General features: G+C 73.4%; 11 protein-coding genes. 7 read left to right on the top strand and 4 right to left on the bottom strand.

Annotation, left to right across the window (positions count from 1 at the left end; translation table 11 throughout):
- Nucleotides 1-94: 94 nt before the first annotated feature.
- Both ABT122_RS19770 and ABT122_RS19765 read left to right on the top strand, forming a co-directional pair.
- Nucleotides 95-1252 carry an acyl-CoA dehydrogenase family protein gene (locus tag ABT122_RS19770; protein ID WP_351553506.1) on the top strand — a complete coding sequence of 386 codons (1158 nt, stop codon included), beginning with the start codon at nt 95-97 and terminating at the stop codon, nt 1250-1252.
- Between the two features lie 4 nt (nt 1253-1256).
- Nucleotides 1257-2180 (top strand): acyl-CoA thioesterase, encoded by a 924-nt coding sequence (locus ABT122_RS19765; protein ID WP_351553503.1) that lies wholly within the window; start codon nt 1257-1259, stop codon nt 2178-2180.
- A 61-nt stretch (nt 2181-2241) separates the two neighbouring features.
- On the opposite strand, the gene ABT122_RS19760 is transcribed toward ABT122_RS19765, so the two are convergent.
- The gene (locus tag ABT122_RS19760; RefSeq protein ID WP_351553500.1) at nt 2242-3753 is read right to left on the bottom strand and encodes a DUF6056 family protein; all 1512 of its coding nucleotides are present in this window, start codon (nt 3751-3753) and stop codon (nt 2242-2244) included.
- A gap of 168 nt (nt 3754-3921) precedes the next feature.
- Nucleotides 3922-5364 carry a glycosyltransferase gene (locus tag ABT122_RS19755; protein ID WP_351553497.1) on the bottom strand — a complete coding sequence of 481 codons (1443 nt, stop codon included), beginning with the start codon at nt 5362-5364 and terminating at the stop codon, nt 3922-3924.
- 284 nt (nt 5365-5648) lie between these two features.
- Between ABT122_RS19755 and ABT122_RS19750 the strand changes: the two genes are divergently transcribed.
- Complete coding sequence (locus ABT122_RS19750) at nt 5649-6629, top strand: cation diffusion facilitator family transporter (protein ID WP_351553495.1); 981 nt, start codon at nt 5649-5651, stop codon at nt 6627-6629.
- A gap of 56 nt (nt 6630-6685) precedes the next feature.
- Here ABT122_RS19750 and ABT122_RS19745 read toward each other — a convergent pair whose 3' ends face one another.
- Nucleotides 6686-7483 carry a phosphatase gene (locus tag ABT122_RS19745; RefSeq protein WP_351553492.1) on the bottom strand — a complete coding sequence of 266 codons (798 nt, stop codon included), beginning with the start codon at nt 7481-7483 and terminating at the stop codon, nt 6686-6688.
- A 154-nt stretch (nt 7484-7637) separates the two neighbouring features.
- On the bottom strand, nt 7638-8252 hold the full coding sequence (locus tag ABT122_RS19740) for an SACE_7040 family transcriptional regulator (RefSeq protein WP_351553489.1): 615 nt from the start codon (nt 8250-8252) through the stop codon (nt 7638-7640).
- Nucleotides 8253-8341: 89 nt separating this feature from the next.
- On the opposite strand from ABT122_RS19740, the gene ABT122_RS19735 reads away from it, so the two are divergent.
- The 4 genes from ABT122_RS19735 (at nt 8342) to ABT122_RS19720 (ending at nt 14166) form a co-directional block, all read left to right on the top strand.
- Nucleotides 8342-9958, top strand: coding sequence for a carboxyl transferase domain-containing protein (locus tag ABT122_RS19735; protein ID WP_351553486.1), 1617 nt, complete (start codon nt 8342-8344; stop codon nt 9956-9958).
- Between the two features lie 78 nt (nt 9959-10036).
- Nucleotides 10037-12064 (top strand): ATP-binding protein, encoded by a 2028-nt coding sequence (locus ABT122_RS19730; RefSeq protein WP_351553483.1) that lies wholly within the window; start codon nt 10037-10039, stop codon nt 12062-12064.
- Complete coding sequence (locus ABT122_RS19725) at nt 12057-12995, top strand: hydroxymethylglutaryl-CoA lyase (RefSeq protein ID WP_351553480.1); 939 nt, start codon at nt 12057-12059, stop codon at nt 12993-12995. The genes ABT122_RS19730 and ABT122_RS19725 overlap by 8 nt, the downstream gene beginning before the upstream one ends.
- Nucleotides 12996-12999: 4 nt before the next feature.
- Nucleotides 13000-14166, top strand: a complete 1167-nt coding sequence (locus ABT122_RS19720) for an acyl-CoA dehydrogenase family protein (RefSeq protein WP_351553477.1) — start codon at nt 13000-13002, stop codon at nt 14164-14166.
- The last annotated feature ends 436 nt before the right edge of the window (nt 14167-14602 follow it).

Below are 14602 nucleotides of genomic sequence, written 5' to 3'. Positions count from 1 at the left end.
ACAGGGGCGGTAACCGCCCGGTAACTTCACTCTCCAGCCTGAGCAAGCGCTTAGTCGTGCGCCCGCTCACCCCAATCCGCCCAGGGAGGCGTCCGTGCGCCGCAGCGTCTACAACGAGGACCACGAGGCATTCCGGGAGACCGTCCGCGCCTTCATCGAGGCCGAGGTCGTCCCCGTGTACGACGAGTGGTACGCGGCGGGCCAGGCGCCCCGCGACTTCTACACCAAACTCGGCGAGCTGGGCATATTCGGCATCGAGGTGCCGGAGGAGCACGGCGGCGCGGGCCAGGAGTCGTTCAAGTTCCAGGCGATCATCTCCGAGGAGACCGCCCGCGCGGGCGTCTCCTTCGGCGGCTCCGGGGTGCATGTCGCGCTCTGCCTCCCCTACCTCCTCGCGTACGGGACACAGGAGCAGAAGAAGCGCTGGCTCCCCGACTTCGTCTCCGGCGCGGCGATGTACGCCATCGCCATGACCGAGCCCGGCACCGGCTCGGACCTGGCGGGCATGAAGACCACCGCCCGGCTCTCGGACGACGGCTCGCACTACCTCCTCAACGGCTCGAAGACCTTCATCACCGGAGGCGTCCACGCGGACCGCGTCATCGTCTGCGCGCGCACCGCCGCCCCCACGGAGGAGGACCGCCGCCACGGCATCTCGCTCTTCGTCGTGGACACCGCGCTGGAGGGGTACGCGGTCGGCCGCCGGCTCGACAAGCTCGGCCTGAAGACCTCCGACACCGCCGAACTCTCCTTCACCGATGTCAGGGTCCCGGCGCGGGACCTGCTCGGCGAGGAGAACCAGGGCTTCTCCTACCTCGGCCAGAACCTCCCGCAGGAGCGGCTGGCCATCGCGGTCGGCGCGTACGCCCAGGCGTCCGCCGCGATCCGCTTCACCCAGGCGTACGTCCAGGACCGCACGGTCTTCGGACAGCCGGTGGCCGCCTTCCAGAACACCAAGTTCGAACTGGCCGCCTGCAAGGCCGAGGTGGACGCGGCGGAGGCCGTCGTCGACCGGGCCCTGGAGGCGCACGACACGGGCGAGCTGTCGGCGGCGGAGGCGGCGTCCGCGAAGCTCTTCTGCACCGAGGTGGCCCACCGGGTCATCGACCGCTGCCTCCAGCTGCACGGCGGCTACGGCTATATGAACGAGTACCCGATCGCACGGCTGTACGCGGACAACCGGGTCAACCGGATCTACGGCGGGACCAGCGAGGTCATGAAGTCGATCATCGCCAAGTCCATGGGGCTCTAACCCCTTGGCCGGCCCTCGGAACAACCTCCCGGACAACCCCCCGAACAGCGCCCTGGACGAGCTGCTCGATCTGCTGGACGTGGAGCGGATCGAGCGGGACATCTTCCGGGGCCAGTCGCGCATGGCGCTCGTGCCCCGGGTGTTCGGCGGCCAGGTCGCCGCCCAGGCCCTGGTCGCCGCGGGCCGCACCGTCCCCGGGGAGCGCCCGCCGCACTCCCTGCACGCGTACTTCCTGCGCGCCGGCGACCCGGGCGCGCCCATCGTCTACACCGTCGACCGCATCCGCGACGGCCGCTCCTTCACCACCCGGCGGGTGGTCGCGGTCCAGCACGGCCGGCCGGTCTTCCATCTGTCGGCGTCGTTCCAGGTGTACGAGGAGGGCCTGGAGCACCAGTCGGCGATGCCGGCCGCGCCCGACCCGGAGTCCCTGCCGACGGCCGCCGAGATCCTGCCGTCGTACGCGGCCAACTTCACCGGTCCGGACGTGGTGGAGAAGCTGCTCAGGGCGCGGGCCGCGGTCGATCTGCGCTATGCCCAGCCGCCCCCGTACGGACAGGTCGGCGAGGAGCGCGAACCGCGCTCCCAGGTCTGGTTCCGCACCACCGGGAAGCTGGTGGACGATCCGCTGCTCCATGTCTGTCTGGCCACCTATGTCTCGGACATGACGCTGCTCGACTCGGTGCTCCTGGCGCACGGGCGCGGCGGCTGGGCGGTGGGCGATGTGGTGGGCGCGTCGCTGGACCACGCGATGTGGTTCCACCGGCCGTTCCGGGCGGACGAGTGGCTGCTGTACGACCAGGAGTCCCCGACCTCCTCGGGCGGGCGGGGGCTCGGCCAGGCGCGGATCTGGACCCGGGAGGGGCGGCTGGCGGTGTCGGTGATCCAGGAAGGGGTCGTCCGGGTGCCGCGCCCGGACCGGGGGGACTGAACCACCGCCCGGACCGGAAGGGCCGGTTGGGGGCGGGCGGGCCGTTGGGGGCGGGCGGCGCTCAGGGCAGCCGGTGCCCGTGGGTGACCCGTTCCACGCCGTAGTAGTCGGCGACACAGCCGGCGGGCCAGCTCCCGTGCTTCCCGAACGGCTCGCCCATCGCGGCGACCGAGGTCGGTGTGTACGGAAGGGTCTCCGCGCCGCCCGCCGCCTGGACCCGCATCCACCGGTCCTGACGGTCCCAGGCGCGGGCCCGCGCCTCCATCTCCCCGCCGAGCTGCCCGAGGGGGACGGCGAGCCCCAGACAGCAGACGGCGCCGGCCGCCACCCCGGCCGCTCCCACCGCCCGGGGCGTCCGGGCGGACCGGGCGCGGGCGCGCACCGCCCGTCCCAGCAGGGTCCCGGCGCCGACGAGCAGGACGACGTACAGCAGCAGGTAGTCGTTCCAGGCCCGTGAGACGGTCGCCGTCCCCGCGCCGAAGACGGGGTAGGCGATCACGGTGCAGAGGTAGCCGGAGACGAGGAAGGCCGCCGCCCCGGCGGCGGCGAGCGTCCGGCGGTGGACGAGGACCACCGACGGCCCCGCCCCGCCGCCCCGGCAGACCAGCCCCAGCACCACCCCGGCGGCGACGGCGCCCAGGTACTGCCAGGTGGTGAGGAGGGTGGCGAGGATCTGCCCGAAGGCGTCGAGCGCACCGGTGAGGGACTCGGGGGCGAACATCGAGGCGTTGGCGCCGTACCGCTCCCGGCGGTTGCGGGAGCCGGGCGAGGCGAGCAGCACCACCGTCCCGGTGGCGGTCCCCGCGAGACCGGCCAGACACCAGGCCCGCGCGTATCCCCGCCGGACCCCGGTGACGAGCCGGCGGCCCAGCGGCAGCACCGTGCCGAGCACCACGAACCCGACGACGGCCGCCGCCTCCGAGAGGGTGGCCAGCAGGGCCCCCGCCAGGAACACGGCGGCGAGCGCGGCCCGCCGGCCGGAGCGCGTCCGGGCGAGCAGCAGCGGCAGGACGGCGGCGCAGGCGAGCACGGGCGCCAGGGTGTGCGAGACCGCCGAGGCGGGCCAGTAGAACGTCTTGTACGTGTTGGGGCTGGCGAGCAGGAAGACCGCCGCCACCGTCGACGCCACCAGCAGGGGGACACCGCGCGGCGTCCGCAGACCGGCCCGGCGCAGCGCGAGAGAGGTCACCGACCAGAGCACCGCGAGCACGAGCACCCCGCTGACCGGGGCGAACCACCGGTGTCCCGCGACGTCGTGGACGGCGTAGGCCCCGACCAGGACGGCGTTCACGATCCGGCCGTTGTCCTTGGACCAGAACTTCTCCACCATGCCGGTGACCCCGGACTCCCGGGCGGCGGGCAGAAAGCACCAGTCGTCGGCGCCGGGGCGCACATGCTGTCCGTACCAGAGCGCCGTGGCGAGCAGGGCGAGCGGCAGCAGGGCGAGCAGGAGCGGCCGGCACGCCGCCGGGGTCCCGCGCGGGCGGGTGCCCGTCGCGCCGGCGGCGCGGGCGGGCCGGGGGCGCTCGCCCGGCGGCGGGGAAAGGACCGTGCCCGACGAGCCCTCGGTCATGGGGAGCTCCACCCTTCGTTCGCTCTCGCAGTCGTGGTCGTGGTGGTGATCGCTGTCGTGGTCGTGATCGCTGTTGCTGTCGTGATCGCTGTCGCTGTCGTGATCGCTGTCGCTGTCGTGGTCGTGCGGGGCCGGCCGCCCCCGGGTGCGGCGGCGGGACGGGAGGGGTCAGGCCGGGTCGGACTCGTCCGCCGGGCGGGCCCGGGGCAGCTCGCCCGCCGGGGCGGGGGCCCGGGGGGCGACCGCGCCGGCGGTGATGGCCCACCGGGCGAGCAGGAAGGAGAGGGGTGTCACCAGGACACCGGCGGCCAGGGCGGCGATGTTCTTGTCCATGCCGAGCAGTTCGACGGCGAGGAAGAGCAGCGCGCCGCCGCCCACCAGACCGGCCAGGCTGGAGAGCGGATAGCGGACGAAGGCCCGCCAGGTCGGTCTGGTCCTCAGGGTGACCGAGGAGTTCAGCAGAAAGGAGACCACCACGCTGACCGTGTAGCCGAGGACATGCGCGGCCAGATAGGGAATCCAGCGGTTGGCCGTGGCGTAGACGGCGAGATAGACCGCCGTGTTGACGAAGCCGATCGCCGAGAAGACCGCGAACTGGCGGACGGTGCGGGCCTTTCGCCGCTCACCGGTCCCGGGCGCGGCGGGCGGCGTTTCCTCCTGGGGAGGGGCCGGGGGCGCCACCCGGGTCTCGCTGGTCTCCCGGACCACGTAGTGGGGCCTCCTCTTGGCCTCGTGGTAAATACGGCCCACATATTCACCGATGACCCCGAGAGTCATCAGCTGGATTCCGCTGAGGGCCACGACGGCGGTGAGCAGCGAGGTGTACCCGGGAACTCCGACACCGTGCAGAGCGGCCTGGAGAATGACCCAGACGGCGTATCCCAGTGCCGCGAGAAAGAGGGTGAGACCGGTGTGAATGGCCAGCCGCAGCGGGCGGCTGTTGAACGAGATGACACCGTCGATTCCATAGTTGAGCAGATTCCGGATGCCCCATTTCGATGTTCCGGCCGCGCGCTGGACATTCCGGTAGGTGAAGCTGACGGTGTCGAAGCCGATCCAGGAGAAGATTCCCTTGGAGAAGCGGTTGCTCTCGGGCAGCGCGAGCACGCCGTCGACCGCGCGGCGGGAGAGCAGCCGGAAATCGCCCGCGCCGTCGACCACGTCCACATCCATGAAGTGGCCCATCGCCCGGTAGTAACCGGAGCTGAGGGCGGAGCGGAGCAGCCCCTCGCCCACCCGGTCCCGGCGCGCGATGACCTGATCGAAGCCCTGGCGGCGCAATTCCAGTATGCGGGGGACGAGTTCGGGCGGGTGCTGGAGGTCCGCGTCCATGAGGATCACCGCATCGCCCCGGGCCATCCGCAATCCGGCGAGCAGGGCGGCCTCCTTGCCGAAATTGCGGCTGAAGGAGGTGTAGCGGACGCGGCCGTCGGAGGCGGAGAGGGTGCTCAACTGCCCCCGGGTGCCGTCGCGGCTGCCGTCGTCCACATAACAGATCTCAAAGGTTCGCCGGGTGGACGCGAGCACTTCCGCCAGCGCCGTGTGAAAGGCCCCGATCACCTCGGATTCATTGAAGCACGGAACGACAACGGACACCTGGCATTCCGCCATGCACGCCAACTCTCCCCTCGGATTCGTCGAGAGCCGTGTGCCGGATGCGTGCCGGTCCGCACGGGAGCGCGGACCGGCCGGACCGCAACAGCCGCCCTCCCGGACATTGTCCTTCCGCCGGTAATCGGGCCGGTCGTTCGCAGCGCCCGGGAAATGCGCCGTTGGGGTGAAATTCACCGCCTCCGGCACCCGGTTCCGGTTTCGGCGCACCGCCCGGGGCCGTATTCCCGCCGTGAGCGCGTGGCGCGGCGCCCGCCCCGGCCCGCCCGCATACCGTCCGGCGTATGACCGAAACGGATGCCCCGCCCGCCGAGAGCACCTTCACGGTGCTGGTCGCCGCCTTCGCGAATCTCGGTATCGCCGTGGCGAAGGCCGTCGCGGGGGTCGTCAGCGGCTCCAGCGCGATGCTCTCGGAGGCGGCGCACTCGGTCGCCGACACCGTCACCGAACTGCTGCTGCTCACCGCGCTGAAGCGGGGTGAGCGGCCCGCCGACGAGGACCATCCGCTGGGCCACGGCCCCGAGCGCTACATCTGGGCGCTGCTGGCCTCGGTGGCGACCTTCGTCGGCGGCGCGGTCTTCGCCGTGTACGACGGTGTCCACACCCTCACCCACGGCGAGGAGTTGGGCGATCCGCTGCTCTCGTACATCGTGCTGGGGGTGGCGTTCGTGCTGGAGGGGTTCTCGCTGCGGACCGGGCTGCGGCAGGTGCGGGCCGAGGCGGCCCGGATCGGCGCGCCGGCCGCGCACTATCTGCGGGTCACCCCGGACACGGCGGTCAAGGCGGTGGTGCTGGAGGACTCGGCGGCGCTGGTGGGTCTGGTGCTGGCGGCCGGTGGTCTGGTGGGCGCGCGGCTCACGGGGTCGGGGGTGTTCGACGGGGTGGCGTCGATCCTGATCGGGCTGCTGCTGGTGTACGTGGCGTGGGTGCTGGGCCGCAGCAACGCCCGGCTGCTGATCGGCCGCCCGCTGCCGCCGGCGATGCGGGAGGCGGTGCGGGAGGAGATTCTCACGGTGCCGCACATCGTGGCCGTACTGGAGCTGACGACGCTGATCCAGGGGCCGCGCGAGCTGCTGATCGCCGCGAAGGTGGACTTCCGGGACGCTTCGAGCGCCCGGCAGGTGGAGTGGGCGTGCGAGGAGGCGGAGGAGCAGCTGCGGGAGCGTTTCCCGTCGGTCCGGCGGGTGTATCTGGACCCGACGCCGGGGCTGGGGGCGGAGCGGGAGCCGGAGGGGCCGCCCGGCGGCCGGGGGCCCGGGGCCTGAGGAGCCGGGGCCCCGGCCCGTGGCCGGGGGTCCGGCCCGTGGCCGGGGGTCCGGCGTCAGGCCAGCTCGGCGGGGACGGTCAGACCGGCCGCCTCCAGCAGATAGGCGGTCATCGGGTCGTAGAAGCGGGGGTCGGTCACATGGTCGTCCAGCGGGATCGTCACCTGGAGGGTGCCCTCGGCCTCGCCGAGGAAGAGCGCCGGGTCGTTGCAGTCGGCGTACCCCACCGCGTCCAGTCCGCGCTGTGCCGCGCACCCCGCCCAGCCGTGGTCGGCCACCACCAGGTCGGGCCGGGGTCTGCCGTCGCGCTCCAGGCCGTCGAGGACGGCGGCCATCGGCGCCGGGGAGTGGGTGTGCCAGAGGGTGGCGCCGCGCTCCAGCACCGCGACCCCGGCGAACTGGAAGACCATGCCCTCGTCCGCCATCAGCCCGCCCGGGATGCGGACGATCTCGCAGCCGGCGGTGCGCAGCGCCTCGGCGGTCTGCCGGTGGACATCGAGGAGGCCCCCGGGGTGCCCGGTGGCGAAGAGCACCCGCTCGCGCCCGGCGGCGGCCTTGCGCAGCCGGGCGGCGAGCCGCTCCAGGGCGTCGACCGTCAGCTCCGGGTCGATGGTGTCCTGGCCGGCCCGGTGCCCGGGGTCGTCGATGACCCCGCACCGCTCGGCCATCACCGCCAGCACGTCCTGCTCGTCGGTCCAGCGCTCCCCCAGCTCCAGGCCCAGCCAGTAGTGGCGGTCGCCGTTGGCGAGCTTGCGGTAGTGGGAGAGGTTGTTGTCGCGCGGGGTGGCGACGTTCCCGGCGATACGTGTGCGGACGAGGTGGTCGACGAGGGCGGCACGGCTCGGTATCGGCATGGGCCCATTGTGCCGTCAGCGGGCCCGGCGCGCGGGGAGGGCGTCCGGATCGTGGCCGGGCGCCTCCGCCCCCGCTCCGGCCTCCGCTCCCGCCCCGGCCTCCGGCCCGGACGCCCCGCCCCCGACGCCCCGCCCGCCTGCGCCCCGCCCCGGCTCAGGCCCTCCGCTCACCCGGCCCGGCGGCCAGCGCGGCGAAGGCGCCGTGGGCCAGCCTGCGCAGCAACGTTTCCGTGTCGGCGCGGTCCATCGGGGCGCCGTCCCCCGACCCCAGGTGCGGGGTCGAGTTCAGCAGCCCGAAGACGGCGTGCACCGCCGCCCTGGCCTCCGGCTCCGGCACCGCCGGGTGCACCCGGCGCACCGCCGTCACCCACAGCTCCGCGTACTGCCGCTGGAGCCTGCGCACCCGTTTGCGGTCGGCCTCCCGCAGCCGGTCCAGCTCGCGGTCGTGGAGGGTGATCAGCGGGCGGTCGTCGAGGGCGAAGTCGACATGGCCGTCGATCAGCGAGGCGAGCAGCGCGCCGGGGTCGGCGGCCGACTCCTCGACCCGCAGCCGGCCGCCGCTCAGCAGCCGCTCGCTGATCCCCACCAGCAGCTCCGCCAGCATCGCGTCCTTGCCCGCGAAGTGGCGGTAGAGACCGGGGCCGCTGATTCCGACGGCGGCCCCTATCTCGTCGACCCCGACGCCGTGGAAGCCGCGCTCCGCGAAGAGCCGGGCGGCCTCCCTGAGGATCTGCTCCCGGCGCGTGGGCGCATCCGTCCTGGTGTTCATGGAACCCGATTCTAGACAAGGCTGTTAGCGGTCGTTAACCTGAAAGCACGCGTTAACGCTCATTAACAGGCATTAACAGGAGTGACACGATGCAGCAGGCACCCGTGCTCACCGGCACGGCCGACCCCGCGTCCCCGGCCTGGCAGGCCAATGAGGCGGCGCACCGGGAGCTGGCCGGCACCCTGCGCGCCACCCTCGCGCGGGCCCGGCTCGGCGGCGGCGAGAAGGCCCGCGCCCGGCACACCGCCCGGGGCAAGCTGCTGCCGCGCGACCGGGTGGACACCCTGCTGGACCCCGGCTCCCCCTTCCTGGAGCTGGCCCCCCTCGCCGCCCACGGGATGTACGAGGACCAGGCCCCGGCGGCCGGAGTGATCGCGGGAATCGGCCGGGTGAGCGGGCGCGAGGTGGTGATCGTCGCCAACGACGCCACCGTCAAGGGCGGCACCTACTACCCGATGACGGTGAAGAAGCATCTCCGCGCCCAGGAGATCGCCCTGGAGAACCGGCTCCCCTGCGTCTATCTGGTGGACTCCGGCGGCGCCTTCCTGCCGATGCAGGACGAGGTCTTCCCCGACCGGGACCACTTCGGCCGGATCTTCTACAACCAGGCCCGGCTCTCCGGCGCCCGCGTCCCGCAGATCGCCGCCGTCCTCGGCTCCTGCACCGCCGGCGGCGCCTATGTCCCGGCGATGAGCGACGAGGCGGTGATCGTGCGGAACCAGGGCACGATCTTCCTCGGCGGCCCGCCCCTGGTGAAGGCCGCGACCGGCGAGGTCGTCACGGCCGAGGAACTGGGCGGCGGCGAGGTCCACTCCCGGGTCTCCGGCGTCACCGACCACCTCGCCGAGAACGACGCCCACGCCCTGCGGATCGTGCGGAACATCGTCGCCACGCTCCCCGCCCGCGCCCCGCTCCCCTGGACGGTCACCCCGCCCGAGGAGCCGGCGGCCGACCCCGCCGGGCTGTACGGCGCGGTGCCGGTGGACTCCCGTACGCCCTACGACGTGCGGGAGGTGATCGCCCGGATCACCGACGGGTCCCGGTTCGCCGAGTTCAAGGCCGAGTTCGGGCAGACCCTGGTCACCGGTTTCGCCCGGGTCCACGGCCACCCGGTCGGCATCGTCGCCAACAACGGCATCCTGTTCTCCGAGTCCGCCCAGAAGGGCGCCCACTTCATCGAGCTGTGCGACCAGCGCGGCATCCCGCTGCTCTTCCTCCAGAACATCTCCGGCTTCATGGTGGGCCGCGCCTACGAGGCGGGCGGCATCGCCAAGCACGGGGCGAAGATGGTCACGGCCGTGGCCTGCGCCCGGGTGCCCAAGCTGACCGTCGTCATCGGCGGCTCCTACGGCGCGGGGAACTACTCGATGTGCGGCCGGGCCTACTCCCCCCGCTTCCTGTGGATGTGGCCCAACGCCAAGATCTCCGTCATGGGCGGCGAGCAGGCCGCCTCCGTGCTCGCCACCGTCAAGCGGGACCAGCTCGCGGCGCGCGGCGAGGAGTGGCCGGCGGCGGACGAGGAGGCGTTCAAGTCCCCCATCCGCGACCGGTACGAGGAGCAGGGCAGCGCCTACTACGCCACCGCCCGGCTCTGGGACGACGGGGTGATCGACCCGCTGGAGACCCGCCAGGTGCTGGGCCTCGCCCTGACCGCCTGCGGCAACGCCCCGCTGGGGGAACCCGGCTTCGGCGTCTTCCGGATGTGACCCCCGGGACGCGGACCCCCTGGACGCGGGCCCCCGATGCGGCCCTTCGAGACGCGGACCTCTGAGATGACGGTGACGATGTTCGACACAGTCCTTGTGGCCAACCGGGGCGAGATCGCCGTGCGGGTCATCCGCACCCTGCGGGCGATGGGGGTGCGCTCGGTCGCGGTCTTCTCCGACGCGGACGCGGGCGCCCGCCATGTCCGGGAGGCCGACACGGCGGTCCGGATCGGCCCGCCGCCCGCCGGGGAGAGCTATCTGAGCGCCGAGCGCCTGCTGGAGGCCGCCGCCCGGACGGGCGCGCGGGCCGTCCACCCCGGCTACGGCTTCCTCGCGGAGAACGCGGCCTTCGCCCGCGCCTGCGCGGACGCGGGCCTGGTCTTCATCGGCCCGCCCGCCGCCGCCATCGCCCTCATGGGCGACAAGATCCGCGCCAAGGAGACCGTGCGCGCCGCCGGGGTCCCGGTGGTGCCCGGCTCCTCCGGATCGGGGCTGGGCGACGAGGAGCTGGCCGCCGCCGCCCGGGAGATCGGGATGCCGGTGCTGCTCAAGCCCTCGGCGGGCGGCGGCGGCAAGGGCATGCGGCTGACCCGGACGGAGTCCGCGCTCGCGGAGGACATCGCCACCGCCCGGCGCGAGGCCCGCGCCTCCTTCGGGGACGACACCCTGCTGGTGGAGCGGTGGATCGAGCGGCCCCGGCACATCGAGATCCAGGTGCTCGCCGACGCCCACGGCCGGGTGATCCATCTGGGTGAGCGCGAGTGCTCGCTCCAGCGCCGGCACCAGAAGGTGATCGAGGAGGCCCCCTCGGTCCTGCTGGACGAGCGGACCCGCGCGGCGATGGGCGAGGCGGCGGTGCAGGCGGCCCGGTCCTGCGGCTACACCGGCGCGGGGACGGTGGAGTTCATCGTCCCGGGCGGCGACCCCGGCTCGTACTACTTCATGGAGATGAACACCCGGCTCCAGGTCGAGCACCCCGTCACCGAGCTGATCACCGGTCTCGACCTGGTGGAGTGGCAGCTGCGGGTCGCGGCCGGTGAACCCCTGCCGTACGCGCAGGAGGACATCGCGCTCACCGGCCACGCGATCGAGGCCCGGATCTGCGCCGAGGACCCCGCCCGGGGTTTCCTCCCCTCCGGCGGACGGGTGCTGGCGCTGCGCGAGCCACGGGGCGAGGGCGTGCGCACCGACTCGGGGCTGAGCGAGGGCACCGAGGTCTCCAGCCTGTACGACCCGATGCTCGCCAAGGTCGTCGCGCACGGCCCGGACCGCCCCACCGCGCTGCGCCGGCTGCGCGCGGCCCTCGCGGAGACGGTCACCCTCGGCGTACCGACCAACGCCGGTTTCCTGCGCCGGCTGCTGGCCCACCCCGATGTCGTCGCCGGGCGGCTGGACACCGGTCTGGTGGAGCGGGAGGGCGCCGGGCTGCTCCCGGAGGGCGTACCGGACGAGGTGTACGCGGCGGCGGCGGCCGTACGGCTGGCGGCGCTGGCGCCCGTGCCCGACGCGGCGGGGTGGACCGACCCGTTCTCGGTGCCCAGCGGCTGGCGCGCCGGGGGGAGTCCGGCGCCGCTCGTCTTCCCGGTGCGGCTGCCGGGCGGTGAGCCGGCGACCACCTCGGCGCCCGCGGCCTTCGAGGTCGCGCCGGAGACGGTCGCGGTCACCGTCGACGGTCTCACCCACACCTTCCACCGCGCCGGTGACTGGCTCGGCCGGGACGGCGACTCCTGGCAGGTCCGGGACCACGACCCGGTCGCCGCGTCCCTGGGCGGCGCGGCCCGCTCCGGGGCGGACACCCTCGCGGCGCCGATGCCCGGGACGGTCACCGTCGTCAAGGTGGCCGCCGGGGACGAGGTGGCCGCCGGGCAGGGTCTGCTGGTGGTGGAGGCGATGAAGATGGAGCACGTCATCACCGCGCCGCACGCCGGGACCGTCACCGAGCTGGAGGTGACCCCGGGGACCACGGTCGCCATGGACCAGGTCCTCGCGGTGGTCACCCCCGCGGCGGAACCGGCGAACCCCATGACCGGGTCCGGGGGCGCGGTCACCGGCCGACCGGCGCCGGCGGGCTCCCCCGTCCGGGAGGAGGGTGCGCGCCATGGCTGACGGGCTCCCCATGCGCGTCCCCGCGCCCGGCCTCCCGGCGCGGGTCCGCATCCACGAGGTCGGCCCGCGCGACGGCCTCCAGAACGAGAAGGCGACCGTCCCCACCGAGGTCAAGGCCGAGTTCATCCACCGGCTCGCCGCCGCCGGGCTGACCACGATCGAGGCCACCAGCCTCGTCCGCCCCGACTGGGTGCCCCAGCTCGCCGACGCCGAGGCGCTCTACCCCCGGCTGGCCGGTCTCGAAGGGGTCGACCTCCCCGTCCTCGTGCCCAACGAACGGGGACTGGGGCGCGCGCTCGCGCTCGGGGTCCGCCGGATCGCCGTCTTCGGCTCGGCGACCGAGACCTTCGCCCGCCGCAACCTCAACCGCACCGTCGACGAGTCCCTCGCCATGTTCGAGCCGGTCGTCGCCCGCGCCCGGGCGGAGCGGGTCCATGTGCGCGGCTATCTCTCCATGTGCTTCGGCGACCCGTGGGAGGGCCCGGTGCCCGTCCGCCGGGTCGTCGGGGTCGCCCGGCGGCTGCTGGACCTCGGCTGTGACGAGCTGTCGCTCGGCGACACCATCGGCACCGCCACCCCCGGCCATGTCAGGGCCCTGCTCACCGCGCTGAACGAGGAGGGTGTGCCCACCTCCGCGCTCGGGGTGCACTTCCACGACACCTACGGCCAGGCGCTCGCCAACACCTTCGCCGCGCTGGAGCACGGCGTGACGACGGTGGACGCGTCGGCGGGCGGCCTCGGCGGCTGCCCGTACGCGAAGAGCGCCACCGGGAACCTCGCCACCGAGGACCTGGTGTGGATGCTCCACGGCCTCGGCATCGAGACCGGTGTCGATCTGGCCCGCCTCACCGAGGCCAGCCTCCGGCTCGCCGCGCAGTTGGGCCGCCCCAGCCCCTCCCGTACCGTCCGCGCACTCTCCCCGGAGGAATGACGCCATGTCCCTGGACCACCGGCTCGCCCCCGAGCACGAGGAACTCCGCCGTACCGTCGAGCGGTTCGCCCACGATGTGGTGGCCCCGAGGATCGGCGGGTTCTACGAGCGCCATGAGTTCCCGTACGAGATCGTCGCCGAGATGGGCGCCATGGGTCTGTTCGGGCTGCCCTTCCCCGAGGAGTACGGCGGGATGGGCGGCGACTATCTCGCCCTCGGGATCGTCCTGGAGGAGCTGGCCCGGGTGGACTCCTCCGTGGCGATCACCCTGGAGGCGGGGGTCTCGCTGGGCGCGATGCCGATCCACCGGTTCGGCACCCCGGAGCAGAAGCGGGAGTGGCTGCCGAAGCTCTGCTCGGGCGAGATGCTCGGCGCGTTCGGCCTGACCGAGCCGGGCGCGGGCAGCGACGCGGGCGGCACCCGGACCACGGCGGTACGGGACGAGCGGGCCGGCGAGTGGGTGATCAACGGGTCCAAGTGCTTCATCACCAACGCGGGGACGGACATCACCGGGCTGGTCACGGTGACCGCGGTCACCGGCCGCGCGCCCGACGGCAAGCCCCTGATCTCCTCGATCATCGTCCCCTCCGGCACCCCCGGTTTCACCGTCGCCCCCGCCTACTCCAAGGTCGGCTGGAACGCCTCGGACACCCGGGAGCTGTCCTTCGACGGGGTGCGGGTGCCGCTGGCGAACCTGGTGGGCGAGGAGGGCCGGGGGTACGCCCAGTTCCTGCGCATCCTGGACGAGGGCAGGATCGCCATCTCCGCGCTGGCGACCGGGCTCGCCCAGGGGTGTGTGGACGAGTCCGTGAAGTACGCCGGGGAGCGGCACGCCTTCGGGCGCCCGATCGGCGAGAACCAGGCGATCCAGTTCAAGATCGCGGACATGGAGATGCGGGCGCACATGGCCCGGATCGGCTGGCGGGACGCGGCGTCCCGGCTGGTGCGGGGGGAGCGGTTCAAGAAGGAGGCGGCGCTGGCGAAGCTGTACTCGTCGACGGTGGCGGTGGACAACGCGCGGGAGGCGACGCAGATCCATGGGGGGTATGGGTTCATGAACGAGTATCCGGTGGCGCGGATGTGGCGGGACTCCAAGATTCTGGAGATCGGGGAGGGGACGAGTGAGGTGCAGCGCATGCTGATCGCCCGCGAACTGGGCCTCCCCACCTGACGCCACGCCCCTCCCCCCGGCCCGCCACTCGAGCCGCCCCCGCGGACTCCCACCGGCCTCCCCTTGAGCCCGGTCCCCGCGGATTCCCAGCCCGTCCGGCGCTTGAGGACGGACCCTGTGCGACAGGTGCCCGCGCCCAAGCAACCCCAGCCCGTCCGGCGTTTGAGGACGGACCCTGTGCGACAGGTCGCCGCATCCTGCGGGCCTCGGGTCGGGGGCCAGCCCCCGAACCCCCGCTCCTCAAACGCCGGAGGGGCTGAAGTGTGCGGCTCACACTCCGGAGAGGCTGAGGTGGTGCGTCTCCCCCGCCGGAGGGGCCGAGTGGGTGCACCCAGCCCCGCTGGCGAGACCGGGTGGACGCGCCTCGAACACCGACGAGCACGGGTGAACGCACCCCAAACACCAACGAGGCCAGACGGGCCCACCCCAACCACCG

Origin of the sequence: Streptomyces sp. NPDC001985 (assembly GCF_040296845.1) — a bacterium.
Lineage (GTDB): Bacteria > Actinomycetota > Actinomycetes > Streptomycetales > Streptomycetaceae > Streptomyces.
Note: the sequence above shows the minus strand (reverse complement) of the source record. Positions and strands in the feature narration are given on the sequence as shown.